This is a genomic window from Micromonospora pallida (assembly GCF_900090325.1).
Lineage (GTDB): Bacteria > Actinomycetota > Actinomycetes > Mycobacteriales > Micromonosporaceae > Micromonospora > Micromonospora pallida.
On the sequence record NZ_FMHW01000002.1, the window covers coordinates 1,565,750 to 1,591,828 of the forward strand.

General features: G+C 73.7%; 21 protein-coding genes and 1 pseudogene. 10 read left to right on the top strand and 12 right to left on the bottom strand.

Annotated elements, in window-relative coordinates:
* The first annotated feature begins 76 nt into the window (after window positions 1-76).
* Entirely contained in the window at window positions 77-1,435 is a 1,359-nt protein-coding gene (pafA, locus tag GA0074692_RS06890; RefSeq protein WP_091640529.1) for a Pup--protein ligase, read from the top strand.
* A gap of 58 nt (window positions 1,436-1,493) precedes the next feature.
* Window positions 1,494-1,673, top strand: coding sequence for a hypothetical protein (locus tag GA0074692_RS06895; protein WP_091640531.1), 180 nt, complete (start codon window positions 1,494-1,496; stop codon window positions 1,671-1,673).
* A gap of 114 nt (window positions 1,674-1,787) precedes the next feature.
* Here GA0074692_RS06895 and GA0074692_RS06900 read toward each other — a convergent pair whose 3' ends face one another.
* Entirely contained in the window at window positions 1,788-2,870 is a 1,083-nt protein-coding gene (locus GA0074692_RS06900; RefSeq protein ID WP_091652824.1) for a DUF3866 family protein, read from the bottom strand.
* 68 nt (window positions 2,871-2,938) lie between these two features.
* Entirely contained in the window at window positions 2,939-3,925 is a 987-nt protein-coding gene (locus tag GA0074692_RS06905; RefSeq protein ID WP_091640534.1) for a cation diffusion facilitator family transporter, read from the bottom strand.
* A 214-nt stretch (window positions 3,926-4,139) separates the two neighbouring features.
* Here GA0074692_RS06905 and GA0074692_RS06910 point away from each other — a divergent pair, with 214 nt between their 5' ends.
* From GA0074692_RS06910 to GA0074692_RS06935, 6 genes are all read left to right on the top strand, one after another.
* On the top strand, window positions 4,140-5,138 hold the full coding sequence (locus GA0074692_RS06910) for a helix-turn-helix transcriptional regulator (RefSeq protein WP_091640537.1): 999 nt from the start codon (window positions 4,140-4,142) through the stop codon (window positions 5,136-5,138).
* A 5-nt stretch (window positions 5,139-5,143) separates the two neighbouring features.
* The gene (locus GA0074692_RS06915) at window positions 5,144-6,172 is read left to right on the top strand and encodes a helix-turn-helix transcriptional regulator (RefSeq protein WP_091652827.1); all 1,029 of its coding nucleotides are present in this window, start codon (window positions 5,144-5,146) and stop codon (window positions 6,170-6,172) included.
* A 121-nt stretch (window positions 6,173-6,293) separates the two neighbouring features.
* Entirely contained in the window at window positions 6,294-6,542 is a 249-nt protein-coding gene (locus GA0074692_RS06920; RefSeq protein ID WP_091640540.1) for a hypothetical protein, read from the top strand.
* A 181-nt stretch (window positions 6,543-6,723) separates the two neighbouring features.
* A complete protein-coding gene (gene tatA / locus GA0074692_RS06925; protein ID WP_091640543.1) occupies window positions 6,724-7,035 on the top strand; it encodes a Sec-independent protein translocase subunit TatA in 312 nt (103 codons plus the stop codon).
* Between the two features lie 18 nt (window positions 7,036-7,053).
* Window positions 7,054-7,986 (top strand): twin-arginine translocase subunit TatC, encoded by a 933-nt coding sequence (gene tatC, locus GA0074692_RS06930; protein ID WP_091640545.1) that lies wholly within the window; start codon window positions 7,054-7,056, stop codon window positions 7,984-7,986.
* 138 nt (window positions 7,987-8,124) lie between these two features.
* A complete protein-coding gene (locus GA0074692_RS06935) occupies window positions 8,125-9,069 on the top strand; it encodes a diacylglycerol kinase (RefSeq protein ID WP_091640547.1) in 945 nt (314 codons plus the stop codon).
* A gap of 57 nt (window positions 9,070-9,126) precedes the next feature.
* On the opposite strand, the gene GA0074692_RS06940 is transcribed toward GA0074692_RS06935, so the two are convergent.
* Window positions 9,127-9,870 carry an HAD family hydrolase gene (locus GA0074692_RS06940; protein WP_245730206.1) on the bottom strand — a complete coding sequence of 248 codons (744 nt, stop codon included), beginning with the start codon at window positions 9,868-9,870 and terminating at the stop codon, window positions 9,127-9,129.
* A 238-nt stretch (window positions 9,871-10,108) separates the two neighbouring features.
* On the opposite strand from GA0074692_RS06940, the gene GA0074692_RS06945 reads away from it, so the two are divergent.
* Entirely contained in the window at window positions 10,109-12,895 is a 2,787-nt protein-coding gene (locus GA0074692_RS06945; RefSeq protein ID WP_091640550.1) for a DEAD/DEAH box helicase, read from the top strand.
* Window positions 12,896-12,919: 24 nt separating this feature from the next.
* Here GA0074692_RS06945 and GA0074692_RS06950 read toward each other — a convergent pair whose 3' ends face one another.
* The 9 genes and pseudogenes from GA0074692_RS06950 to GA0074692_RS06990 all read right to left on the bottom strand — a co-directional run bounded on the left by GA0074692_RS06950 (window position 12,920) and on the right by GA0074692_RS06990 (window position 23,951).
* Window positions 12,920-13,843, bottom strand: a complete 924-nt coding sequence (locus GA0074692_RS06950; protein WP_091640552.1) for a 5'-3' exonuclease — start codon at window positions 13,841-13,843, stop codon at window positions 12,920-12,922.
* A gap of 96 nt (window positions 13,844-13,939) precedes the next feature.
* Window positions 13,940-15,163 (bottom strand): multidrug effflux MFS transporter, encoded by a 1,224-nt coding sequence (locus GA0074692_RS06955; RefSeq protein ID WP_091652835.1) that lies wholly within the window; start codon window positions 15,161-15,163, stop codon window positions 13,940-13,942.
* Window positions 15,164-15,376: 213 nt separating this feature from the next.
* Window positions 15,377-16,825, bottom strand: coding sequence for a protein kinase family protein (locus GA0074692_RS35765; RefSeq protein ID WP_245730208.1), 1,449 nt, complete (start codon window positions 16,823-16,825; stop codon window positions 15,377-15,379).
* 77 nt (window positions 16,826-16,902) lie between these two features.
* On the bottom strand, window positions 16,903-18,528 hold the full coding sequence (locus GA0074692_RS36420) for a serine/threonine-protein kinase (protein WP_091640555.1): 1,626 nt from the start codon (window positions 18,526-18,528) through the stop codon (window positions 16,903-16,905).
* Window positions 18,529-18,845: 317 nt separating this feature from the next.
* On the bottom strand, window positions 18,846-19,706 hold the full coding sequence (locus GA0074692_RS06970) for an STM4011 family radical SAM protein (RefSeq protein ID WP_091640558.1): 861 nt from the start codon (window positions 19,704-19,706) through the stop codon (window positions 18,846-18,848).
* Window positions 19,703-21,010: an STM4012 family radical SAM protein gene (locus tag GA0074692_RS06975; protein ID WP_091640560.1), complete on the bottom strand. Its 1,308-nt coding sequence runs from the start codon at window positions 21,008-21,010 to the stop codon at window positions 19,703-19,705. The genes GA0074692_RS06970 and GA0074692_RS06975 overlap by 4 nt, the downstream gene beginning before the upstream one ends.
* Entirely contained in the window at window positions 21,007-21,810 is an 804-nt protein-coding gene (locus tag GA0074692_RS06980; protein WP_091640562.1) for an STM4013/SEN3800 family hydrolase, read from the bottom strand. Before GA0074692_RS06980 ends, GA0074692_RS06975 begins: the two co-directional genes overlap by 4 nt.
* Window positions 21,798-22,996: pseudogene (locus GA0074692_RS36890) on the bottom strand (STM4014 family protein). Before GA0074692_RS36890 ends, GA0074692_RS06980 begins: the two are co-directional and overlap by 13 nt.
* Window positions 22,997-23,000: 4 nt before the next feature.
* A complete protein-coding gene (locus GA0074692_RS06990) occupies window positions 23,001-23,951 on the bottom strand; it encodes an STM4015 family protein (RefSeq protein WP_091640564.1) in 951 nt (316 codons plus the stop codon).
* 263 nt (window positions 23,952-24,214) lie between these two features.
* On the opposite strand from GA0074692_RS06990, the gene htpG reads away from it, so the two are divergent.
* Window positions 24,215-26,068 (top strand): molecular chaperone HtpG, encoded by a 1,854-nt coding sequence (htpG, locus tag GA0074692_RS06995; protein WP_245730624.1) that lies wholly within the window; start codon window positions 24,215-24,217, stop codon window positions 26,066-26,068.
* The last annotated feature ends 11 nt before the right edge of the window (window positions 26,069-26,079 follow it).

The following is a 26,079-nucleotide window of genomic DNA, read 5'->3' on the forward strand; positions in this document are numbered from 1 at the left end:
GCGGTCCGGCGACCGGGTGCGACAATGCCCCGTCGAGCGCTGCCCAATCCGGGCCCCAAGGGGCTAATGTCTCTTCATGGAGCGGCGAATCTTCGGTATCGAGACCGAGTACGGCGTCACCTGTACGTACCGGGGACAGCGGCGACTCTCACCCGACGAGGTCGCGCGTTACCTGTTCCGCCGAGTGGTGTCCTGGGGCCGGTCGAGCAACGTCTTCCTGCGCAACGGCGCCCGCCTCTACCTCGACGTCGGTTCGCACCCGGAGTACGCCACGCCGGAGTGCGACTCGGTGGTGGACCTGGTCGCCCACGACCGGGCCGGTGAGCGGATCCTGGAGGGTCTGCTGATCGACGCGGAGAAGCGGCTGCACGACGAGGGCATCGCGGGTGAGATCTACCTGTTCAAGAACAACACCGACTCGGCCGGCAACTCGTACGGCTGCCACGAGAACTACCTGGTGTCCCGGCACGGGGAGTTCGGGCGGCTGGCCGACGTGCTGATCCCGTTCCTGGTCACCCGGCAGTTGATCTGCGGGGCCGGGAAGGTGCTCCAGACGCCGCGTGGCGCGGTGTACTGCCTCTCCCAGCGCGCGGAACACATCTGGGAGGGGGTCTCCTCGGCGACCACCCGGAGCCGGCCGATCATCAACACCCGGGACGAGCCGCACGCGGACGCCGAGCGGTACCGCCGGCTGCACGTGATCGTCGGTGACTCCAACATGAACGAGGTCACCACCATGCTCAAGGTGGGCTCGGCGGACATCGTGCTGCGGATGATCGAGGCCGGGGTGGTGATGCGGGACCTGACGCTGGAGAACCCGATCCGGGCGATCCGGGAGGTGTCGCACGACATCACCGGTCGCCGCAAGGTGCGGTTGGCCTCCGGTAAGGAGATCAGCGCGCTGGAGATCCAGCAGGAGTACCTGGCCAGGGCGACCGAGTTCGTGGAGCGGCGAGGCGGCGACCAGACCGCCAAGCGGGTGGTGGAGTTGTGGGGTCGGGTGCTGAGCGCGGTGGAGACCGGTGACCTGGAGCCGGTGGCCCGGGAGATCGACTGGGTGACCAAGCTGCGGCTGATCGAGCGGTACCAGCGCAAGCACGACCTGCCGCTGTCGCACCCCCGGGTCGCGCAGATGGACCTGGCGTACCACGACCTGCGGCGTGGCCGGGGCCTGTACGCGCTGCTGGAGCGGCGTGGGCAGGTCGACCGGGTGACCACCGATCCGGAGATCTTCGAGGCGAAGGAGACGCCGCCGCAGACCACCCGGGCGCGGCTGCGGGGCGAGTTCATCCGGCACGCCCAGGAGAAGCGGCGGGACTTCACCGTCGACTGGGTGCACCTGAAGCTCAACGACCAGGCGCAGCGCACGGTGCTCTGCAAGGATCCGTTCCGCGCCTACGACGAGCGGGTGGAGCGGCTGATCGCGAGCATGTGACCGGTGGGTCCCGGCGGGTGAGGAGCCGGCCGGGACCCCCCGGTACGCTTGCCGGACTATGGTTTTCCCCTCCCCGCCGGATCGCGAGCGCCAGAACTGGGTCGAGCGGCGCCGGCAGAAGATCCGTGACGAGATCGCCCGGAACCGGCGCGGTGAGTACACCGTGCCGACCTGGGTGCTCACCGTCGCCCTGGTGGCGATGGTGGGTGGCTGGCTGGCCCTGATGTACCTGGCCTGAGCTGCCGGTAGATCCCGCTCGGCGCGCGAAGGCGGCCAGCCGGCTAGGCCGGAGGCGGGCGTCGGGGCGGGCGGTCCGCGACGGCGGGCGGTCCGGCGGTGCGGCCGGGGGCGGTCAGCCGGCGAGGCGGGCGGCGTGTCGACCGGAGGCGGCGGCGGCCAGGAAGTACGCGTGGTCGGCGGCCAGACCCCGGCCCATCGTCGACAGCGGCACGACGCTGGCGCGCAGTGCGGCGTCCAGCCCGGCGGTGTCGACCCGGACGATCCGGTGCCGGGCGGTCAGCGGCGCCAGCGCCGCGTCCACCTCGGCGGCCAGCGCCGGATCGAGGCCCTCGGGGACGACCAGGTCCGCCGGGGCGAGCGCGACCCGCCCGTACGCGGTGAGGCTGTGGTGGGACACCCCCCGGTGTCGGGGGCGGGGGTCGGCGTCGGAGATTCGCAGGGAGCCGATCGGTCGACCGCCGAGCACGGCGACCGCGTTGACCGCCTCCCCGACGGCCACCCCGGAGTAACCCCACCGGGTGCCGGTGCCGAGGTTCCCCGGTCCCTGGGCGACGACGGCGACGTCGGCGCGCAGCACGTGCCGGGCGGCCAGCAGCCCGGTGTGCAGGGTGCTCGCCTCGAGGTCGCCGCCGAAGGACTGGCCGACGCTGATCGTGCCGGCCAGGTGTCCGCGCAGTCCGTCGAGGGTGCGGGAGAACCAGGCGGGCAGTGCCCCGCCGTCGGTGAGCAGGTAGGCGACCCGGCAGTCGGGAGCGTCCGCGCGGACACCGGCCAGGATCGCCGGGAGCGCGGAGTGCAGGTCGGCGGTGACCACCGGCATGCCGGCCAGGTCGTCGGCGTCGGCGAGCAGCGCGTGGTGCGGGGAGGCCTCCTCGTCGACGCCGAGCAGGATCGGTTGCAGCGGGGTGTAGCGGGCCTTGACCAGGTGGCCGGCGTCGCGGGTGGCGGCCTGCGGTGGGTCCGGTGGCAGCCGGTCGGGCAGGGCGACGACGAGCGCGTATCCGCCGGTGCCGAGCCCCATCAGCAGCGCGCCGGCGTTGAGCAGCACCCGGTCGCCGGGCTCGGGGTGGCCGACCAGCTCCGGGTAGGCCAGGGCCCGCATGGTGGCCCCGTCGGGCAGGGCCACGTCGAGTTCCGTCGCGCCGTGCCACTGCCGCCGTAGTGCCGTGACCGTCCCCGTCCGCCATCGCACCATGCCCGGCACGCTATCGCCCGGGTGCCCGGTAGCCGGGTCCGGGTCCTGCCGTCGGGTGTCGCCGCTGGTCACGGCGTGGGCGGTGGCTGATCCGGGTGCGGGGTGTGCCGGGCGTGGCCGCTGGCCCCGGGCAGCGAGCGGGTCGGGTCGAGGAAGACGTACCTGATCTCGGGGTAGCGGCCGGTGAGTCGCCGTTCGGCCTCGTCCGCGACGGCCTCGATGTCCGCGCCGGTCGCGTCGTCGTGGAAGTCGACCTTGGCGGCGACCAGGATGTCGTCCGGGCCGAGCTGCATGGTGAGCAGGGTGTCGATGCGGTGCACGGTGGGCAGACCGGCGAGGTCGTGTTCGATCTCGTGCCGCATCCGGGCGGGGACCGCCCGGCCCACCAGCAGCGAGACGTTGCTGTGCGCGAGGATGGTCGCGACGATCAGGAGCAGCAGTCCGATCAGGATCGACGCGATGCCGTCGTACAGCTCGTCGCCGGTGAGTTCGGACAGGCCGACGCCGAGGGCGGCCAGCAGGAGCCCGACCAGGGCGGCGCTGTCCTCGAGGAAGACGGCCTTGACGGTGGTGTCGGCGGTCAGCCGCAGGAAACGGCGCGGGGTGGTGCGCCAGCGGTACGACTGGCGGCGGACCTGGCGTACGGCGCGGGCGAGGGAGACCGACTCGATGCCGAACGAGACGGCGAGCACGACGTACGACGCGAGGTAGTCGCCACGGTGCTCGTGCACGAGGACGGTGGTGACGCCGTGGGTGATGGCGAAACCGGCGCCACCGACGAAGGTGAACAACGCGGCGAGCAGCGCCCAGACGTAGCTCTCCTTGCCGTACCCGAAGGGGTGGCGGAGGTCGGCGGGGCGGGCACCCCGGCGTAGCGCCATGTAGAGCAGCACCTCGGTGGTGGTGTCGGCGACGGAGTGGGCCGCCTCGGAGAGCATCGCCGCGGAGCCGGAGAGCAGGCCGGCGACCAGCTTGGCGGCGGCGATGGCCAGGTTCGCGGCGCCGGCCACGACCACGGTGCCGACGCTCTCGGTCCGGGCTGCGGCGTTCGGCATGGGGTCACCCTATGGTCGGTCGGCGTCGGCCGTCCGGCGACCGCGAACCCCGGGGTACCCCGGTCGCGCGCACCGTGGGGACCGTGAACGCCGAGGTGACCGTCGGGCTCCCGACGGGTGGGACAGCCGGTGGTGACCAGGGGGTCTGGCGGTCGCGGCGCGCCCGCGTGGGTGCGCGGCCCCGCCGCCCGGGTGGGCTGCTAGCGTCTTGGGCGTGTCGCGGACCCGTACCGAACGCCTGGTCAACCTGGTGATCTGCCTGCTGTCCACGCGACGGTTCCTCACCGCCGCGCAGATCGCCGCGACCGTGCCCGGCTACGAACACGATCCGGATGACGTTCGCGACCACGAGGCGTTCCAGCGTAAGTTCGAGCGGGACAAGGCCGAGTTGCGGGAGCTGGGCGTGCCGCTGGAGACGGGCACTGCCAGCGTTTTCGACACCGAGCCGGGTTACCGGATCGCCCACCGCGAGTACGCGTTGCCCGACATTCCGCTCGAACCGGACGAGGCCGCCGCGGTGGGTATCGCGGCACGACTGTGGCAGCACGCCGGACTCGCCGCCGCGGCCTCCTCGGGGCTGGCGAAGCTGCGGGCCGCCGGGGTGGACGTGGACCCGCAGGCCACCCTCGGGCTGGAACCGATGGTCACGGTGGACCCGGCGTTTGCGCCGCTGACCGCCGCCGCGCGGGACCGTCGCGAGGTGAGCTTCGACTACCGCACCCCGGACGGTGACGCGCCCGCCACCCGGCGCCTCCAGCCGTGGGGGGTGGTCTGCTGGCGGGGCCGGTGGTACGTGGTCGGCCACGATCTGGACCGGCGGGCTACCCGTTGCTTCCGGCTCTCCCGGGTGGTCGGCGCGGTCCGGGTGACCGGTCGCCCCGGCGCCTACGCCCCGCCAGAGGGGGCCGACCTGATCAGCCACGTCGCCCGCTGGTCCGGGCCGGTGGAGCGGACCGGTCGGGCCACCGTCCTGGTCACCCCGGGCCGGGCCGCCGGGCTGCGCCGCTGGGCGGTCGACAGCACCACCGGGCCGGACGGGGACCGGCTGGTCCTGCCGTACGCCGACGCGGAGTCGCTGGCCGGTCAGCTCGTCGGGTACGGGCCGGACGTGCGGGTGCTGGACCCGCCGGAGGTGCGGGAGGCGGTCGTCCAACGACTGAAGGAGATCGCGACCCGGCACGACGAGGTCGCGGTGAGCGGAGGTGCCCGGTGAGTCGTATCGCCACCCGTCCGACCGGTTCGCGGGCCTCGGCCGACCGGTTGGCCCGGCTGCTGAACCTGGTGCCGTACCTGCTGGCCCGGCCGGGCATCGAGATCGCCGAGGCGGCGGGGGACCTCGGGGTGACCGAGCGGCAGCTCCGGGAGGACCTGGAACTGCTCTGGGTGTGCGGGTTGCCCGGCTACGGGCCGGGTGACCTGATCGACATGGCCTTCGATGGTGACCGGGTGACCATCACCTACGACGCCGGCATCGACCGGCCGTTGCGGCTGACCCCGGACGAGGCGCTGGCGCTGGTGGTGGCGTTGCGGATGCTCGCCGAGACGCCGGGGGTGGCCAACCGGGAGGCGGTCGAGCGGGCCCTCGCCAAGATCGAGAACGCGGCCGGGGACACCGTCGGCGCGCCGGTCGCCGTCCGGTTGCCGGGGGACAGCGAGCAGGTCGAGTCGCTGCGCGCGGCGGTGGAGGGCGGCCGGGCGTTGCGGATCACCTACTACACGGCAGCCCGGGACGAGACCACCGAGCGGGTCGTCGACCCGTTGCGGATGCTGATGGTCGGCGGCCGGGCGTACATGGAGGCGTGGTGCCGGCGGGCCGAGGCGGTCCGGCTGTTCCGGGCCGACCGGATCGACGCGGTCACCGAGCTGGACGAGCCGGTGGCGGTGCCGCCGCAGGCCCGCCCGAACGACTTCACCGACGGGGTGTTCCGCCCCTCGACGGAACTGCCGCTGATCACCCTGCGGATCGGTCGCCGGGAGCGGTGGATCACCGAGTACTACCCGTGCGAGCGGGTGGAGGCCGGCGAGGGGGACCGCTGGCTGGTCTCGCTGCGCGTCACCGATCTGGGGTGGGCCCGGCGCTTCGTGCTCGGGCTGGGCCCGGAGGTGACCGTGGTGGCCCCCGCCGAGTTGGCCGAGCAGGTCCGTGCCCAGGCGCTCGCCGCCCTCGACGCGTACGCCACGCCGCCGGCCGCCCAGGTGGTTGGTGCCGCCGCCGACGTGCCGGACCGGACCCCCCAGAGCGTCTGAGGCCCCGTCCCGCGTCCAGGTGCCGGGGGTCGGCGGGACTCACCAGCGCCCCGGCCCCGTGGCGGGGCGCCCGGCGCGGCCGACCCGGCGGGTGTCGGGGGCAGGCAGTAGGCTGACCGCCGTGGTGAAGTGGATCGTGCTCGCGGTGGTGCTCGTCCCGCTGGTCGTGTTGGCCCTCGCCGTCCGGCCGGTGCTGGCCCGGCTGCCCCGGCTGCGCCGGGCCGCGCTGGCCCTGCAACAGCGGCAGGCGCAGGCCGAGGCGCTCCAGTCCACCGCCGAGGCGCTCCAGGAACGGGCTGAGGGATTGCAGCGGCAGATCGCCACCACCCAGCACCGGCTTGAGCTGATCAAGGCGCGACGCGGCGGTTGACCACTCGACGCTCACTCGTCGACCGGTCGTGAGCTGCGGAGACAGCAGGTTAGGACGGGTTGACGGGACACCAGGGGTTGGTCGAGACTTCACCGACCGGACCGCCCGGCGGGTGGCGGAAGCCCACGGCGCACGTACGATGGGCTGCGACACCACCCCACAACAGCGACTGGAGCTTCCCATGGGTGCCCTGAAGCCGTGGCACATCGCCGTACTCGTGGTCGTGCTGATCCTGCTCTTCGGCGCGAAGCGGCTCCCCGATGCGGCCCGTTCGCTGGGCCGTTCGTTGCGCATCATCAAGGCCGAGACCAAGAGCCTGCACGACGACGACCGCAACCTGGCCGAGAAGGCCGACGCGCAGGCCGGCTACCAGCCGCTGCCGCCGCACGCCGCCCAGCAGCAGCCGCACGCCGGCCAGCCGTACCAGGCCGCGCCGCAGCAGCCGGTCGCGCCGCCGGTCGTCGACCCGGTGCAGCGCGTCCGCGAGAACTGACCGGTAGGTCGGTCCATCGTGGCCTTCGGTCTCCGCAAGCGCGGCCCGAGCAAGTTCGAGCAGGCCGCCGACGGCTCGATGACGCTGGTCGAGCACGTTCGCGAGCTGCGGGACAGGCTGTTCCGCGCCTCGCTCGCGATCGTTGCCGGGTTCGTCGTCGGTTTCCTGCTCGCCCAGCCGGTCTTCGAGCTGCTCGCCGAGCCGTACTACCGGATCAACCCGGACGAGCCCTTCGTCCAACTCGGAGCGGCTGACGGCTTCCTGCTGAAGCTCAAGCTGGCGCTCTGGATCGGTCTGATCGTCGCCTCGCCGGTCTGGCTCTACCAGCTCTGGGCGTTCATTGCGCCGGGTCTGCACCGGAACGAGCGGCGGTACGCCTACTTCTTCGTGGGCATCGCCGCGCCGCTGTTCATGGGCGGGGCGGCGCTGGCCTACTTCGTGGTGGACAAGGGCCTCTCGTTCCTGCTGGAGTCGGGCGTCACCGGTGTGGACACCTCGCTGGAGGTCACCCGGTACATCTCCTTCGTCACCAACATGATCCTGATCTTCGGGGTGGCGTTCGAGTTCCCGCTGATCGTGCTGATGTTGAACTTCGTCGGCCTGGCCAGCGCGCGTCGGCTGCTGAGCTGGTGGCGGGTGGCGGTCTTCGCCTTCTTCGCCTTCTCGGCGGTGGTGACGCCCACGCCGGACCCGTTCGGCATGACGGCGTTGGCGCTCTGCCTCTCGGCGCTCTACTTCGCCGCTGTGGGGGTCGCGTTCCTCAACGACAAGCGCAAGGGTCGCGGCAAGGAGATCTACGCCGGTATCGCCGACGACGAGGTCTCCCCGCTGGAGGTCGACCGGGAATCGGTCGGGGCCGGTGAGCGGGTGGAGTCGGCCGCGCCGGTCGCCGCCCCGGAGCCGATCTCCGCGCCGACACCGATCGACCGCCGGTACGACGACATGACCTGATCCGACCCTGCGGAGCGGGAAACGAGAACCGCCGTCCCCGACGGGGCGGCGGTTCTCGGCGTGTGGCGGCCGGGCGGGGCCACCGGGGATCGCGCGTGCGCCCGACGGGTCAGCCGGAGGCGACCCGGTCGCGCTACCGTGCTCGCCGTGACCGCAGCCGATCACCCGCCCACCGCCACCCCGTCACCCGACGGCCCCGTCGCCGTACTGGCCAACCCGACCGCCGGCCGGGGGCGGCACCGGGGGATGCTGCCCCGGCTGCTGGACCGGCTGGCCGCAGCCGACCGCCCGGTCCGGCTGTTGGCGGCGGCCACCCCGACCGAGGCCGAGGCGGCGTGCCGCGAGGCGGTCGCCGACGGCGTGTCGGCGCTGCTGACCGTCGGCGGCGACGGCACCGTGCACCAGGCGTTGCAGGCGGTGGCCGGTACGGCGGTGCCGTTCGGCCCGGTGCCCGCCGGCACCGGCAACGACTTCGCCGCCGACACGGGCTTCCCGGCGGACCCGCTCGCCGCGGTGGAGGTGATCGTCGCCGCCCTGCGGGACGGCCGCAGCCGCCCGGTCGACCTGGCCCGGATGACCGATGCCGACGGGGTGACCCGGTGGTACGGGGCCGTGCTGGCGGCCGGGTTCGACTCGATCGTCAACGAGCGGGCCAACCGGATGCGCTGGCCCCGGGGCCCCCGCCGGTACGACCTGGCGATTCTGGTGGAGTTGGCCCGGCTTCGGCCGCGCCGCTACACGCTGCGGATCGACGGGGAGCCGCAGGAGACCGACGCGGTGCTGGTGGCGGTCGGCAACTGCGGCAGCTACGGCGGCGGGATGCGGATCTGCCCGGATGCGGACCCGACCGACGGCCTGCTGGACGTGGTGGTCGGCGGCCGCTTCGACCGGCGCACCCTGATCCGGGTGAAGCCCCGTATCTACCAGGGCACCCACGTGCGGCACCCGCTGGTGCGCACCTACCGGGCACGGACGGTCGAACTGGCCGCCGAGGGGATCACCACCTACGCCGACGGGGAGCGGTCGCTGCGCCTGCCGGTGACGGTCACCGCGGTACCGGCGGCGGTACGACTGCTCCGCTGACCGGGCACTGGGCTCAGCGACCCGGCGTGCGGTCACGGCGGTGGCGGCGCCCCGGGTTCAGCCGCCCAGCGTCAGATCGAGCACGGCGCCGAGGCCGTTCGGCCGACCCGCCTCGGCGGGCGGCAGCACCAGCACCGCGCAGCCGGCCCCGACCGCCCCCGCGTCCGCCGGGGTGTCGCCGACCATCAGGGCCTGCTCCGAGTCGACCCCGAGCATGCCGCAGGCGCGCAGGAAGATGCCCGGATCCGGCTTGCAGCGACCCACCTCGTACGACAGGGCGAAGGCGTCGACCAGGTCGGTGAGCCCCCACGCGTCGAACAGCGGGCGCAGGTCGAAACCGATGTTGCTGACCACCGCCACCTTCACGCCCGCCGCCCGTAGCGCCGCCAGGGTGGGGGCGGTGTCCGGGTAGGGCACCCAGCCGTCCGGGCCCAGCACCCGGTCGTAGAGGGCGTCGGCGAGGCCCTCGATGCCGGCGTCCACCGTCGCCGCCAAGCCGGTGTACGCGGCCCGATGCGCGTGCGTATAGAGATCCCGGTCGGACCAGACCTCGGCCAACCGGGGCGGTACCCGGTGCGGCAGCGGCCCGCCGGCCCGGCCGGCGGTGAGCAGCCGGTCGGCCAGCACCGTGGCGCGCATCCGCTCCAGGCTCACCCCGCAGGTCTCCGCGGCGGCCAGCACCCACTCCCGAGCGTCCTCCACCTGGGCCAGGGTGCCGTGGAAATCGAAGAGGACCGCCTCGATCCGGCGGCGGGGCACCTCCCGGGGGTCGGTGGCGCGGGAGGCACGGGGGTCGGGCACAGAGGCATGATCCGGCACGGGGTGCACCCTACCGACCGTCCCCGACGGCCCCGTCGGACGGCCTTGCCGCACCCGGCCCGAGCCGGTCGAGCCGCCCGGTCGGACGCTCGCCGCAGTGGGCCGAACCGCCCGGTCGGAGGCGGCGGGACGGCAGGTCGGGAGGCACCGGACCGCCCCGGCGGGTGGGCCGGGCAGCCTTGTCGGGTGTGCCCGGCGGGGACGCATTAATCTTGGTGGCATGTCGAGCCCCGCCGAGCGGTACGCCGCAGCGCGCCGCCGGGCCGCGCAGGCCTCCCTCTTCCCGGCCCTGGACGAGTTCGCCCTCGACCTGGGGTTCGACCTCGACGACTTCCAGCGCGAGGCGTGTCAGGCCCTGGAACGGGGCAGCGGGGTGCTGGTCTGCGCCCCGACCGGCGCGGGCAAGACCGTGGTCGGCGAGTTCGCGGTGCACCTGGCGCTGCGCGGCACGCCGGACCGGCCGGTGTCGGCCGACGAGCCCCGCCGCAAGTGCTTCTACACCACGCCGATCAAGGCGCTGTCGAACCAGAAGTACCACGACCTGGTCGACCGGTACGGCGCCGAGCACGTCGGACTGCTCACCGGCGACAACGCGATCAACGGCGACGCGCCCGTGGTGGTGATGACCACCGAGGTACTGCGGAACATGCTCTACGCCGGTTCGACCACCCTCGAGGGCCTGGCGTACGTGGTGATGGACGAGGTGCACTACCTCGCCGACCGGTTCCGGGGCGGGGTCTGGGAAGAGGTGATCATCCACCTGCCCGCCTCGGTCACCCTGGTCTCCCTGTCGGCGACCGTCTCCAACGCGGAGGAGTTCGCCGACTGGCTGGTCACCGTGCGCGGGGAGACGGCCGTGGTGGTCAGCGAGCACCGGCCGGTGCCGCTGTGGCAGCACATGCTGGTCGGCCGGCGGATGTTCGACCTGTTCCACGACGCCGACGCGGCCCGCAAGCACGACGTCCACCCCGAGTTGCTGCGCTACACCCGGGACACGATGCGCCGGCTCGAGCTGGGGGAGGGGCGCAGCGCCGGCCCCGGCAGCGGGCGGCGCGGGCCCCGGTGGCGGGGTCCGCTGCGACCCGACATCGTCGACCGGCTCGACCGGGAGGGCCTGCTCCCGGCGATCCTGTTCATCTTCAGCCGGGCCGGCTGCGACGCGGCGGTGCAGCAGTGCCTCGCCGCCGGGCTGCGGCTCACCTCGCCCGAGGAACGCGCCGAGATCCGCCGGGTGGTGGAGAGCCGGATCACCGCCATCCCTGGCGAGGACCTGTCCGTCCTCGGCTACTGGGAGTGGCTCGACGGGCTGGAGCGCGGCCTCGCCGCCCACCACGCGGGCATGCTGCCGGCCTTCAAGGAGGTCGTCGAGGAGCTGTTCGTCCGGGGCCTGGTCAAGGCGGTCTTCGCCACCGAGACCCTCGCCCTGGGCATCAACATGCCGGCCCGATGCGTGGTCCTCGAGCGGCTGGTCAAGTACAACGGCGAGGCGCACGTCGACCTGACGCCGGGGGAGTACACGCAGCTCACCGGCCGGGCCGGTCGACGGGGCATCGACGTCGAGGGGCACGCGGTGGTGGTCTGGTCGCCGGAGACCGACCCCCGGCACGTGGCCGGGCTCGCCTCCACCCGGACGTACCCGCTGCGGTCCAGCTTCCGGCCGTCGTACAACATGGCGGTCAACCTGGTGGGCAGCGTCGGCGCGGAGCCGGCCCGGGCGCTGCTGGAGTCGTCGTTCGCACAGTTCCAGGCGGACCGGTCGGTGGTCGGTCTGGCCCGGCAGGTGCAGCGCAACACCGAGACCATCGAGGCGTACGGCGCGGAGTCGGCCTGCCACCACGGCGACTTCGACGAGTACTTCGCGCTAAGGGTGGCGATCGGCGACCGGGAACGCGCCCTCGCCCGGCAGGGCCAGACCCAGCGCAAGGCGGCGGCTGTCGCCTCCCTGGAGCGGCTGCGGGTCGGTGACGTGATCCGGGTGCCGTCCGGGCGGCGGGCCGGCCTGGCGGTGGTGCTCGACCCGGCGACGGGCGGGTTCGGCGAGCCCCGACCGCTGGTGCTCACCCAGGACCGCTGGGCCGGGCGGATCACCCCCGGCGACTTCACCACGCCGGCCGAGGTGCTCGCCCGGATCCGGGTGCCCAAGCACTTCAACCACCGGTCCCCGGCGGCCCGCCGGGACCTCGCCGCTGAGGTCAGCGCCACCGGTCTGGACCGGCACGGCGGGCGGCGGGGCGGCCGGTCCCGCCAGGCGGCCGGCGAGGACCACCAGATCACCCAGCTCCGGTCCGAGCTACGCCGACACCCCTGCCACGCCTGCGCCGACCGGGAGGAACACGCCCGTTGGGCGGAGCGCCGTCGCCGGCTGGAACGCGACACCGAGGAACTACGCCAGCGGGTATCCGGCCGGACCGGCTCGCTGGCCCGTACCTTCGACCGGATCGTGGCGCTGCTCACCACCCGTGGCTACCTGACCGCAGAGGGCACGGTCACCGACGCCGGCCGGATGCTGGCCCGGATCTGGACCGAGGCGGACCTGCTGGTCGCCGAGTGCCTGCGTCGGGGGGTCTGGGACGGGCTCTCCCCGGCCGAGCTGGCCGCCGCGGTGTCGGTGGTGGTCTTCGAGGCCCGGCGGGACGTCGACGAGCGGGCCTCGGTGCCGCGCGGGTCGGTCGCCGACGCGGTCGACGCGACCCTGAAACTGTGGAGCGAGATCGAGGCCGACGAGGCGTCCCGGGGGCTCAGCGTCACCCGGGAACCCGACCTGGGCTTCGTCTGGCCGATCTACCGCTGGGCGCGGGGCGAGGTGCTGGCCAAGGTGCTGGCCAGCGGCCACCAGCTCGACGGGGAGATGCCGGCCGGGGACTTCGTCCGCTGGGCGCGGCAGGTGGTCGACCTGCTCGGGCAGCTCGCCGACTCCGGTGGGGCGTCCACCGAGCTGCGGGCCACCGCCCGGCAGGCCATCGCCGCCGTCAAACGGGGCGTCCTGGCGTACCACGCCCCGGCCTGACCGGCGGGTGCCGGTCAGGCGGCCTCACGGGTGGCCGGCGAGGGCGTCGACCAGCCGCCGGACCGGGCTGGCCAGGTTCCAGCGTTCGGCCAGCTCCAGCAACCGGTCGGGGTCGACCGGAGCCGCCGGCAGCGCCGTGGCGATCGAGCCGAGCGGCACGTCCCGGGCCACCCGGACCACCGTCGGCGCCACGGCCAGGTACTCCCGCGCCCCGTCGAGCTTGGCCCGCAGGCCGGGGGCGAAACCGGAGCCGGGCGCGTCCAGCGCGGCCAGGATGCCCTGGACGCTGCCGTACCGGTCGATCAGGCGGGCGGCGGTCTTCTCCCCGACGCCGGGCACCCCGGGCAGGCCGTCGCTGGGGTCGCCGCGCAGCGCGGCGAAGTCGGCGTACCGGTCGGCGGGGACACCGTAGCGGGTCCGGACCGCCGCGTCGTCGCAGTCCTCGAGCTTCGCCACGCCCCGGCCGACGTACAGCAGCCGCACCGGCCGGTCGTCGTCGACGAGCTGGAACAGGTCCCGGTCCCCGGATACCACCTCGACCGGAGCGGGCTCGGTGGTGGCGAGGGTGCCGAGCACGTCGTCGGCCTCGTACCCGTCGGCGCCCACCACCGGGATGCCGATCGCGGCGAGCACGTCGAGGATCACCGGCACCTGTGGTCCGAGCGTGTCGGGCACCACCTCGCCGCCGTCGCTCTCCGGGGCGAGGCGATGGGTCTTGTACGACGGCAGCAGCGCCACCCGCCACTGCGGTCGCCAGTCGAAGTCGAGTGCGCAGACCATCCGATCCGGCCGGCGGGTACGCACCAGTGTGGCGAGCATGTCGAGGAAGCCGCGTACCGCGTTGACCGGGCTGCCGTCGGCGGCGCGGGCGCTGGACTCCGGGACGCCGAAGTAGGCGCGGAAGTAGAGGCTGGGCGCGTCGATGAGGAGGAGAGGTCGCTGTGCCACGCGGACAGCCTGGCACAGCGACGCCGACCGGCGGTGAGCGGAGGCCCCGCGTGTTCCCGCCGGCCGGCTACCGGGATGGGGCCGTCGCCCGTCGGATCAGTGCGCGACGCCGACCGCTGGCGCCGGGTCGAGCACGTCGAGCCGGGCCGGACGGACCACGGCCAGCAGGACGCCCAGCGCGCATACCATGCCACCGGCCACCACCAGCGCCATCGCCACGGCACCGGTGCCGAGCATGCCGACCAGCGGTGCCGCGACCGCGCCCACGCCGAACTGCACCGCGCCGAGCAGCGCCGACGCGGTGCCCGCCGCCTCGCCGTGCCGGGACAGCGCCAGTGCCGGGGCGTTCGGCATCGCCAGGCCGGCCGCCGCCAGCACCACCCAGAGGGCGGCCAGCAGTGCGGGCAGCCCGCCGAGGCCGGTGGCCGCGAAGAGGAGCAGCCCGAACGCGGCGACGGTGCCGGCGAGGAGGGCGGCCACCAGGATCCGCTGTGGGGCGTACCGCCGCAGCAGGCGCACGTTGATCTGCGTGGCCAGGATCAGCCCCACCGCGCCCGCGCCGAAGGCCAGGCCGAACTCCTGCTCGTCGAGGCCGTACTGGTCCTGGAGCACGAACGACGAGCCGGACACGTATGCGAACAGCGCCGCCATCGCCAGACCGGCGACCAGGACCAACCCGACGAAGACCCGGTCACGCAGCAGCGACCCGTAGGTCCGGACGGTGTCGATCATCCGGCCGGAGCGGCGCGCCGCGACCGGCAGGGTCTCCCGCAGCCCGAAGGCCGCGACGCAGAGCAGCGCCAGCCCGAAGAGCGCGAGCGCCACGAAAATTCCCCGCCAGTTCGTCCAGCGCAGCACCTCGCTGCCGAGGGTGGGGGCCAGGATCGGCGCGACGCCCATCACCAGCATCAGCCGGGAGAAGAGGGTGGCGAACGCGGCCCCGCTGAACAGGTCACGCACCACGGCCATGGCGACCACCGCCGTCGCGGCGGTGCCGAGGCCCTGCAACACCCGCAGCGCGCCGAGCACCTCGACGGAGGGGGCGATCACGCAGAGCACCGACGCGAGCACGTGCAACGCCGTGCCGGCCAGCAACGGCTTCCGCCGGCCCACCGCGTCGGAGAGGGGCCCGATCAGCAACTGGCCGATCGCGAGCCCGGCGAGCGTGCCGGTGAGGGTCAGCTGCACCGCCGCCGAACTGGTTTGCAGGTCGTCCACGATCGCCGGCAACGCCGGCAGGTACATGTCGATGGTCAACGGCCCGATCGCGATCAGGGAGCCGAGGACCAGGACGAGCCGGAGCCGCTGCCCCGGGCTCATCAGCTCACCCGGGGTCGGAGCCGGGGGAGCGGCGGTCTCGCGGGTGATGGTCACCGGGCACCGCCTGTCTGATCGTTTGCGCACACGTCTGCGACCCAACGCCGACGGCGGCCCGACATTCCCGTCCGGTGCCCACAGGTGCGCAGGGTCACATCCGGCACGCTACCGGCCGGGTTCCCGTCGAACGACGGTAACCCGCTGGTCACCGGCCGGTCACCCGCACTGGTAGCGGAAGATGGTCCGTCCCTGGATCGGGGTGGGCTCGACGATGTTGACGACGGCGGTTTCCGTCGCTGAGCCTGTCCCGTTGAACGCCCATTTCAGGCGCAGCGTGACCGTCCGCTGGCCCCGGGCCACCCGCTGGGTGAGCAGGCCGCCCGGCTCGGCCCCGCCGCGCAGCCACTGGTAGCGGATGGTGCCGGCCCGACCGTTGGTCTGCACGGTCGCCACCACGTCCACGGTGACGTCGCAGCGTTCGCCGGGCGGCTCGGCCACGGCGACCTGGACCGAGCGGACCTCCAGGGGACTCATCCGCTGCCACAGGTGCAGGCCCACCGCGACCAGCAGGGCCAGGGTGAGTAGCGCCGACAGGACCGACCCGACCAGCCGCCACCGGGACCGGCGGGGCCGGGCCGGTGGTGCCGGCGGCTGCGGCCAGGCCGGCGCGGCCGGCGGCCCGGCGGGTACGCCCGGACCGAACCGCACCTCGGCCACGGGATCCGGCGACGGTGGCGCCCCGGTGGCTTCGTACCCCTCGGTCGTCGTCGATCCTGGGAAGACCGCGTCGACGGTCGCCGGTTGCGGGATGGTGGGTGCCGGCCCTGCCGACCGGTAGGTCCGGCCGGGAGATGCCGGCTGGTCGGGCAGGAGCGTCGGCACCCGCGTCGACACGAACGGGTCCACCGGCGGCGACATCGACAGCGCGGTGGTCGGGGCGTCGTCCGGCAGCGCCATGGTCGGTACGCCGAGGGTGAGTGCCTCGGTCGGTGCGCTGAGTGTGAGTGCCTCGGTCGGCAGGTCACCGGCCGGAATGTCGCGCAGCTCCCGTACCGCCTGGGCGAGGTCCTGCTCGCCGCGCGCGACGCAACGCAGCAGCAGGTCGACGCGGGGCTGCCCGTCGCACCACCGGGCGACCAGCCAGCGGACCAGTTCCGCCCACGCCCGCCGGTCCGTCGCCGGGTCGGCGGGCTCGCCGCGCAGGGCCGGCAGCAGGGCGGCCTCGGCGAGCGTCACCGCCCCGTGGGCCGTGACCAGCACCGTGCGGCCGTGCACCGCGCCGTGGGCCAGGCCGGCGGCGTGCAACGCGGTGAGGAGCCGGGCGGTCTCCGCCGCGATCGTCGCCACCGCCGGCAGGTCGAGAAGCGCGCCGCCGGAGTCCGCCAGTTCCGACAGCGTCGACCCGGACACCCCGGCGGCGACCAGCCACAGCGCGCCGTTGTGTCGGATCGGGTCACCGGTCGCGGGCAGACCGACGTGGCGCAGGGCAGCCACCGCGCGGGTCGCCGTGGTCACCCGGTCCGCCAGCGCCGGATCGGGGGCGGCGATCCGCAGCACGAGCTGTGCGGTGCCGTCCGGGGCCAGCGCCCGCCACCACGTCCCGCAGACGCCGGCATGCGCCGGCCCCACCACGCGCGCCCCGGTGGGCAGGATCGGCTGGGTCATGGGTACGACCTCCCGTGGTCGTCGGGGTCCGGCGGGGTGTCGCGAAGCGCGACGGGGTGGGAGCGGGCGCGCGCCGGTCAGCCCGGGGTGCAGTACGGCTGGAAGGTGACGGACACCCGGACCGGCCGACTGGTGTTGCCGGCGGCGTCGGTGGCGGTGACGTCGACCGCGATGCTGGGGGTCGACCGGTCCACCGGCAGGGGGCCGAGGGTGCCCCGATAGCCGCTGCGGCCGTACGACATCGACACGGTCGAGGTCTTCCCGCCCACCGTGTACCGGAAGTTGACCCGCAGTGACCCGGGCAGGGTGCGGTCGTCGGCGGCGGTCGCGGTGATGGTGGTCGACGTCGCGCCGTACGGGCAGCCGGCCGGCTCGATCCTCTGCGGGCTGGCGGCGACCCGGCCCAGGGTCGGGGCGGTCACGTCCGGCGGCGGGGGCGGGGTGGTGCTTACCAGCGGACTCGGCGTGGCCGACGGGGTCCGGCTCGGGGTCGCGGTCGGCGTCCGGCTGCCGGTGGCCGTCGGCGCGACGGTGGCCGACGGGGTGCCGGTGGGCGTCGGGGTCGGCGTCACCGTCGGGTCGGGCGTCGGCGTCGGGTCCTTCGGCGGGCCCGGGGCCGCCGGGATCGGGGTCGACGGGCCCGGATCCACCGCGAGTTCGACCACCGGCTCGTCGCGGGAGGCGTAGCTGTAGCCCACGCCCCCGGTCACCAGCAGCGCCGCGACGCCCCCGGCGACCAGCACCTTGCGACCCCAGCCCCAGGCCCGCCCCCGGTCGTCGGCGAGCACGGTGGAGGCGACCGCGGTGCTGCCGTCACTCGGCTCGTGGGACGGGAAGAGCAGGGCCAGCAGCGCCGCCCGTTCGGCGAGCCGACTACGACCGCGCTCCTCCCACTGCGGCCCGTACGCACCGACCGCCACCGCCTCCAGCCAGTCCAGGAACGTGGCGGCCGGCTGCGGGCGTTCCTCCGGCTGCTTCGCCAGGCCCTGCCGGAGCAGGTCGTGCACCGAGACCGGGGCCGCGTCGGTCGGAATCGGCGCGTGCGCGTGCTGGTCGCGTAGGTCCAGCAGGCCCGGCCCGCCGTACGGCGCGTGCCCGGTCAGGCACTCGTAGAAGACCGCCGTGGCGGCGTAGATGTCCGACGCCGGGGTGGCCGCCGCGCCGCGCCACTGCTCGGGGGCCATGTAGCGGGGCGTGCCGGTGACCGAGGCGCCCGCCTCGCGGCCGACCGGCATGGCGATGCCGAAGTCCGCGAGCTTGCTCTCACCGGCCGCGGTGACCAGCACGTTCTCCGGTTTGTAGTCGCGGTGCACCACACCCCGTACGTGTGCGGCGTGCAGCCCCAGCAGGGAGCCCTTGAGCACGTACAGCGCGGACTCCGGCTCGGTCGGCCCGTTGGCGCGCAGCATCTGGCGCAGCGACACCCCGTCGACCAGTTCCAACACGATGGCCGCGCCGTGCGCCGACTCCACGTACTCGTAGAGGCGGGCGACGTGCGGGTCGTCGATGGTGGCGAGCAGCTCCGCCTCGGCGCGGAAAGCGGTCCGGAACGACAGGTCGGCACCGACCGCCCCGATCAGGTACTTGATCGCGGTCGGCGTGCCGGTGGCGTCGTGGACGGCGAGGACCACCCGACCGGACGCGCCCGAGCCGAGTTCCCGTCGGTGCGTGTACCCGGAGACCTGCCAGTCGTGGGCGTTCACCAGCCTGCCTCCAGCAGAGCACTGCGCCCGGAGCGGGCGCACAACAAACCGCCACGCCCGGAGCGGGCGCACCGTGAACCACCACGCCCGGACGGCGGGCCACCGTGTCGAGCCGCTGGGCGACCGTCCCCGGACCGCGCGTACCGACGACCGGCCATAGTGGACGGACCTCGGGGAACGGACGGCGACGCCGGCGAAGAGGCTACGTGGCGGAGGGCCGGCCGGGGTACGGCCGGTCCGTCAGGGAAGACGAGCGGTTCGGGTGACGGCACGACGAAACAGGTAGCAGATCGTGGCAACACCCGTGCCACGGTCGGTCACCGGTAGCGTTCGGGCCACCCGGCCGGGATGCGTTCGAGCAGCCCGCCGGCAAACACCTCCCGCAGGCCGAGCGGCTTGAGGTGCACGTATCCGATGTGGCAGTCGCAGACCGCGTTGGGGCAGACCCGGGGGGTCAGGGCGGCCCGCCACGAGCCGTCGTAGAGGTTGCCGATCGGCTTGGCGACGAAGTGGCAGCGCCGGACCGTCCCGTCCCCGTTCACCGACACCGCCGTCTCCCCGGCGTGGCAGGGCCGCCCCAGCGACAGGTGCGGGCGCACGCTGTAGCCGAAGAGCGGGTCCAGGGCCGTCCAGACCGCCTCCTGCTCGGCGTCGTACCGGTGCCCCTCGGCGGCGTTGACCCACAGGTACACCTCATCGGGCAGGGCGGCGCGCAGGGCCCGCGCCTCGGCCAGGTGCTCGGGCAGCCCGACCACCCCGACGGAGAACCGCACGCCCAGCTCCCGCAGCCGGTCGCAGCGGGCCAGGAAGCGTTCCCGGGTCACCTGGCCCGGGTGGTAGGTGGTCCACAGGGCCACGGTCGCCGGGTCGGCCTCGGCCAGCCAGTCCGGGCGCGCGGCCAGGTTGGTCTGGATCGCCACCCGGTCGACGTGTGCCAGGTGGGACAGGCGGACCATGGCGTCGCGGTACCAGCTTCGGGTCAGCCCCTCGCCCCACGGGGTGAACAGCACCGACAGTCGGACGTCGGCGGTCGCCTCGACCCAGTCGGTGAACCGGGCGAGGGCGTCCCGGTCGGCGCGCAGCAGCTCCGGCGGGTCGTGCCGCTTGGCGAACGGGCAGTACGGGCAGTCGTAGTTGCAACTGGCCAGTGGGCCCCGGTAGAGGATCGACAGGTTCACCGCGGCGCGTACCCCGTCATCGCCTGCCGCACCGGCGCGGAGACCAACCACGACCCGATCGCGTCGGACCGGGCCAGCCCGGCGGCGGTGAGCCGGCTGCCGTCGTCGGTCGCCCAGCCGCGCCAGGTCAGCTCCGTCAGCTCCGGGAAGTCGTCGCCGTACGCGCTGCCGAACCGTTTCCGGTACGCGACCGGGTCGAGCCCCTCGGCGCGCAGCAGCGACTGGATCAGCCAGCGTCGCCGCTGCTCGGCGGCGTCGAGGTGGTAGCCCACCTCGGCGTGGTCGAAGTCGTCCGCCGGGCGGGAGAGATAGTCGTCGAGGACCGCCCGGACCTCGGAGACACTGACCGCGTAGTCGAAGGAGTAGTGCAGCGCGGTGGTGTACGACCGGGCGCCGCAGCCCAGCCCGACCATGCCGTCATCCTGGCAGCAGTAGTCCGGCCCGTCCGGGGTCGGCACGTCGGCGCGGCGGAACTGCCGCATCGACTCCTGTCGGTAGCCGGCCGCGCCGAGCAGCTCCACCGCCTCGGTGTAGCGGGCCAGTCGTTCGGCGTCCCAGTCGGCGCGGGTGTGCGCCCGCCGGCCCAGCCCGGTCAGCGGCCGGACGTAGAGCGGGTAGAGGTACAGCTCCTCCGGCCGCCAGGTCACCGCCGTCTCCAGGCTGGTCCGCCAGGTCTCGGCGGTCTGCCCGTCGATGCCGTAGATCAGGTCGACGTTGAGCACCGGCGTGCCGGCCGCGCGGATCGCATCGAGTGCCCGGTCGACCTCGGCGCGGCGCTGCGGCCGGCCGGCGGCGCGGGACTCGACGTCGAGGAAGCTCTGCACCCCGATGCTGACCCGGGTGACGCCCCGCTCGGCGAGCACGGCGAGCCGGTCCGGGGTGGCGGTCGCCGGGGAGGTCTCCACCGAGATCGGCAGCCCGGCCAGCGGCCCGCCGGCGGTCTCCTCGGCGATGTCGAACAGCTCGGCCAGCTCGCCGGCCTCGAGGTAGGTGGGGGTGCCGCCGCCGAACGCGGCCCTAACGAACCGGGCGTCTCCGAGGGCGTCCCGGACCCGGTGGGCCTGCCGGCGTAGTTGCCGCAGGTAGGCGCTGACCTGCTCGGCCGGGGGGTTGGCCCGGGTGAACAGGTTGCAGAAGCCGCAGCGCATCTCGCAGAACGGCAGGTGCAGGTAGAGGAAGAGCGCGTCACGCGGCTGCGCCGCCCAGACCTCCCGCAGCGCCGGACGGGGCCGCAACGGCCGGTACGCGGTCTTGTGCGGGTACGCGTAGAGGTAGCCCTGGTAGGGCGAGCCGTCGAGGGTCACGAGTCTCCTGGGTGAAGGGTGAAGTGGGCGTACGGCACGGTCCAGACCACCTCGTGGCCGATCCGGTGGCCGGTGTGCCCGTCCTCGCCGTACGCGGTGCCGTGGTCCGCGCACATGATCACGAGGGCAGGTCGGCCGCGCCCGGTGACCAGCGCGAAGAGCCGGTCGAGACGGCTGTCGACGTACTCCAGCGCGGCGGCGTGGCTGGCCCGGCTGTCCACGTCGGCGCCGGGCAGGTAGTGCCGGTTGGGCTGGTGCAGCGCGGCCACGTTGAGGAAGGTGAACAGCGGCTGGTCGGTCGGCGTCCGGTCGACCACCTCGGCCAGCCGGTCGAGCTGCGCGTCCAGGCAGCCGGGTGCGGTCACCCCGAACTCCGGCTCCCAGTACGCCTCGGCGAACAGCCCGGGCAGCACCGCCCCGAGCGGGCTGCGCAGGTTGAAGAAGCCCACCCCGCCGAGACAGAGCGTGTGGTAGCCCTCGGCGCGCAGCGCGGTGGGCAGGTCGGGCGCGTCGAACACCCAGGTGCCCGCCCCGGCGGACTCGCTGCCCGGAAACTGGGCGGCGAAGAGGCGCTCGTGCGGTCCCGGGGTGGTGGGGGTGGGCAGGAAGCCGGCGAAGAAGGCGTGGTGGGCGGCGTAGGTGAAGCTGGCCGGGCTGTGCCGCCGCTCCCACCGCCCACCGGGCAGCACCCGGCCCAGCGTCGGGGTACGCCCGGCGCGGACCAGTTCGTCGGCCACGTCGAAGCGGAGCGTGTCCAGGGTGACCAGCAGCAGGTCGTGGGAGCCGATCAGATCGCGCACGCCGCCTCCCGTCCCGCCCGGCCGCCTGGTGGGGACGCGGACCGGCCGCTGCCCGGCGCGGAGGCCGACCGCGCGCCGGTCGGGCGCCAGCCGCCGAGCAGGGCGTGCACCTGGGTGGCGTAGGTGTCCCGGCCATCGGCCAGCACCCCGGGCAGCAGGTCGCCGAAGGCGTTGACCTCGGCGACGGCGTGCCGCTCCCAGCCGACCAGGAACATCAGGTCGACGCTGACGTGCAGGGTGTCCGGGAAGCAGGCTGCCGCCCGCGCGCAGGTCGCCATTGCCGCCGCCCAGTTGGCCGGACCGGCCGCCGCCCGCAGCGCCGCCAGGTCGCCCCGGGCGTTGCCCAGGTGCAGGTTGGTGATCGGACCCCGTCCGGCCCGGACCACGGCGTGGGTGGGCCGACCGGCCACCACCACGACCCGCAGGTCCACCACCCGTTCGGCGAGCCCCGCCTTGGGCAGCCACCGTTCGACGTGCAGACCGTCCGGGGCGAGCCGGTCGACGATGTCGGCCACCTCGGCTTCGGTGGTGTAGCGGCGCACCCGCAGCGAGTTGAACAGCCGCCCTCGGCCCGTTCCACCGAGGTGGTGGCGACCAGCCGGGACCCGTCGGCCGCGAGCGCGAGCACCCCGGACGCCGACGAGCCGTGCGCCGGCTTGACGAACACCCGCGGCCACCCGGCCCGCCGCATCGCCGTACGCAGGCCCGCGTAGTCGGTGATCTCGCCCAGCGCCGCCGGCACCGGCACCCCGGCGGCGTCGAGCACCGCATGGCAGCGCCGCTTGTCGCACATGGTGATGATGTCGGCGGGCTGGTTGAGCAGGGTCGCCCCGCCGGAGGCGAGCCGGTCCAACGCCCGGCGCAGCCCGTCGTACGCGGCGGCCAGGCCGACGATCTCGCCGTGCCGGGCCGGTTCGGCGGCGCCCCGGAGCAGCCGGTCGACCTCGGCGTCCTCGCCGGGGGAGTCGATCCGCACCAACGTGCCCGCCGGCGGCGGGGCCGCGCCGGTGAGCAGGTCGCGCCAGGGCAGCACGGCGGGCCGGGGCAGCCCGGCCCCGGTCGCCGCCTCGGTGAAGAGCCGCACCCGCCGGTTGTCGGGGTTGCCGACGACAATCAACCGCAGGTCGCCCTCGGACCGGGCGGACGGGCCCGCAGGGCCGATCGTGCCGTCGCCGGGAGTGGACACGGTGCTACTCCCCGACGGCGGTGTAGCGGTACACCTCGCCGTCGTCCTCGTCGGGCTCCTGCGGGTCGGAGACGTCCACCCGCACCCCGGCGAGCCGCACCCCGGCGAGCCGCGCGACGGCCCGCCGGGCGGCCTCCTCGGAGAGGTAGTGGTGGTAGAGGTCGAGCCGGTGCAGGTGGGTCAACGGCTGCCCGGCGAGCAGCGCGTCGAGCCCGGCGTCGGTCATCGTGCCCCGGGAGAGGTCGAGCACCGCCAGCCGGGCCACGACCGGCGCGGTGGCGACGGCGGCGGCGACCTCGTCGGCGATCTCGGCGTTGCAGAGCGCCAGGTGCCGTAGAGCGGGCAGCCGCTCGCCGGCCAGCACCGGGGCGAGGTCGGCCACGGTGGCGTCACCGCCGTACTCGTCCACACCGAGCCACAGCTCCAGGTGGGTCAGCGCCGGCAGGTCGCACGCGGCGACGGCCCGGACCAGCTCGGCCGGCAGACCACCGGACTCGAACGCCAGCTCGCGCAGGGCCTCGTGCCGCACCGGGCGCAGTCGCAGGCCGTCCGCGCCGCGCACCCGCAGCACCTCCAACGCCGGGTACGCCTCGAGCAGCCCGGTGACGTCCCCGTGCCGGATCCAGGAGATCTCGCACTCCTCGAAGGTCATCTCGCCCAGGAAGAGGGCCCGCAGCCCGGTCAGTCGGGGCGCGAGCGAGACCAGCAGGTCGACCGGGGCCGGCGTGTCGTAGGCGCTTCCCCACTGGCCGATCACCAACGCCCGGATCGACTCGGCCGGCACATAGGCCAGCAGCGACTCCATCGTCCCGACGAGTTCCTCCGACGGCGAGTCGTACTCGGTCGCCTGGACCCGCCAGGCCACCGTCGACGGGTCGGCGGGCGGCTCCGCCGCAGCATCGAAGCGGACGATCGGCAGACCGTCGAAGGTCGTCACATGGGAACTGATGGTCACGCCAACCTCCGGTCCGGGATCTGCGGCGACGGCACCGTAACAGCCCCCGCCGACACCACGATCTTCGTGACGACCAGGTCCAACCACTCCTAACCTGGCGTGCGGGGCCAGCGAGCACGGCGTGACGGCCGCCCCTGCGGGAGGTTCGGCCGGTCGGCTCGTATCCTGTCCGGCGGTACACCCGTGACGGAAAGGAGTCGCCCGTGAGCAACGGGGTCGAGACGCGCGAGTTCCAGGCCGAGGCACGTCAGCTTCTCCAGCTGATGGTCCACTCGATCTACTCGAACAAGGACGTCTTCCTGCGGGAGCTCGTCTCGAACGCGTCCGACGCGCTGGACAAGCTGCGGCTGGAGTCGATGGTCGACAAGGAGCTCGACGTCGACACCTCCGACCTGCACGTCGCCATCGAGGTAGACAAGGAGCAGCGGACGCTGACCGTCCGGGACAACGGCATCGGCATGTCCCGCGACGACGTGGTCACGCTGATCGGCACGATCGCCAAGTCCGGCACCGCCGAGCTGCTGCGGAAGCTGCGGGAGTCGCAGGACGCCTCTGCCTCGCAGGACCTCATCGGCCAGTTCGGGGTGGGCTTCTACGCCACGTTCATGGTCGCCGACCGGGTGGAGCTGGTCAGCCGCCGGGCCGGCGAGGCCGGTGGCACCCGGTGGGAGTCCACCGGTGAGGGCACCTACACCATCGAGGCGGTCGACGACGTCCCGCAGGGCACCTCGGTCACCGTGCACCTCAAGCCGGAGGACAGCGAGGACAACCTCTTCGACTACACCGCCGACTGGAAGATCCGCGAGATCGTCAAGCGGTACTCCGACTTCATCGCCTGGCCGATCCGGATGGCGGTGGAGCGCACCGATGCCGAGGGGGAGGCGACCACCGAGGTCCAGACCCTGAACTCGATGAAGGCGCTCTGGGCGCGGCCCCGCAGCGAGGTCGACGAGGCCGAGTACCAGGAGTTCTACAAGCACGTCAGCCACGACTGGGCGGACCCGCTGGAGATCATCCACATGCGGGGCGAGGGCACCTTCGAGTACGAGGCGCTGCTGTTCCTCCCGTCCCACGCGCCGTTCGACCTGTTCGCCCGGGAGGGGCGGCGCGGTGTCCAGCTCTACGTCAAGCGCGTCTTCATCATGGACGACTGCGAGGCGCTGATGCCGGACTACCTGCGCTTCGTCAAGGGCGTGGTGGACGCGCACGACCTGTCGCTGAACATCTCCCGGGAGATCCTCCAGCAGGACCGGCAGATCCGGGCGGTCCGTCGCCGCCTGGTCAAGAAGGTGCTGTCCACGGTCCGGACCATGATGACCGAGCACCCCGACCGCTACCGCACCTTCTGGACCGAGTTCGGTCGCGCGGTCAAGGAGGGGCTGATCGACGACACCGAGAACCGGGACACCCTGCTCGAGATCACCTCGCTCGCCTCGACCCGGGACGAGACCGAGCTGACCACCCTGGCGCAGTACGTCGAGCGGATGAAGGACGGCCAGGCCGACATCTACTACATGACCGGCGAGTCCCGGGCCATGATCGAGAACTCGCCGCACATGGAGGCGTTCCGCGCCAAGGGCTACGAGGTGCTGGTCCTCACCGACCCGGTGGACGAGGTCTGGATCGAGCGGGTCGGCGAGTTCGACGGCCGGCCGCTGCGCTCGATCGCCAAGGGCCAGGTCGACCTGGACACCGAGGAGGAGAAGAAGACCGCCGAGCCGGAGCGGGAGCAGCAGCGCAAGGACTTCGAGTCGTTGCTGACCTGGCTGGGCGAGCAGCTCTCCGAGCAGGTGAAGGAGGTCCGGCTCTCGTCCCGGCTGACCACCTCCCCGGCGTGCATCGTGGGCGACGCGTACGACATGACCCCGACCCTGGAGAAGATGTACCGGGCGATGGGGCAGGACGTCCCGTCGGTCAAGCGGATCCTCGAACTGAACCCGACCCACCCGCTCGTCACCGGGCTGCGTACGGCGTACGAGCAGGACGGCGACAAGGAGGTGCTGACCGAGACGGCCGAACTGCTGCACGGCATGGCACTGCTCGCCGAGGGTGGGGAGCTGAGCGACCCGGCCCGGTTCACCCGGATCCTCGCCGACCGGCTCGCCCGGACCCTGTAGCGACGACCGTA

Coding starts and splice junctions, on each gene's coding strand:
- pafA (WP_091640529.1), top strand. CDS start 77: ATGGAGCGGCGAATCTTCGGTATCGAGACCGAGTACGGCGTCACCTGT.
- GA0074692_RS06895 (WP_091640531.1), top strand. CDS start 1,494: ATGGTTTTCCCCTCCCCGCCGGATCGCGAGCGCCAGAACTGGGTCGAG.
- GA0074692_RS06900 (WP_091652824.1), bottom strand. CDS start 2,870: ATGGTGCGATGGCGGACGGGGACGGTCACGGCACTACGGCGGCAGTGG.
- GA0074692_RS06905 (WP_091640534.1), bottom strand. CDS start 3,925: ATGCCGAACGCCGCAGCCCGGACCGAGAGCGTCGGCACCGTGGTCGTG.
- tatA (WP_091640543.1), top strand. CDS start 6,724: ATGGGTGCCCTGAAGCCGTGGCACATCGCCGTACTCGTGGTCGTGCTG.
- GA0074692_RS06945 (WP_091640550.1), top strand. CDS start 10,109: ATGTCGAGCCCCGCCGAGCGGTACGCCGCAGCGCGCCGCCGGGCCGCG.
- GA0074692_RS06955 (WP_091652835.1), bottom strand. CDS start 15,163: ATGAGCCCGGGGCAGCGGCTCCGGCTCGTCCTGGTCCTCGGCTCCCTG.
- GA0074692_RS35765 (WP_245730208.1), bottom strand. CDS start 16,825: ATGACCCAGCCGATCCTGCCCACCGGGGCGCGCGTGGTGGGGCCGGCG.
- htpG (WP_245730624.1), top strand. CDS start 24,215: ATGGTCCACTCGATCTACTCGAACAAGGACGTCTTCCTGCGGGAGCTC.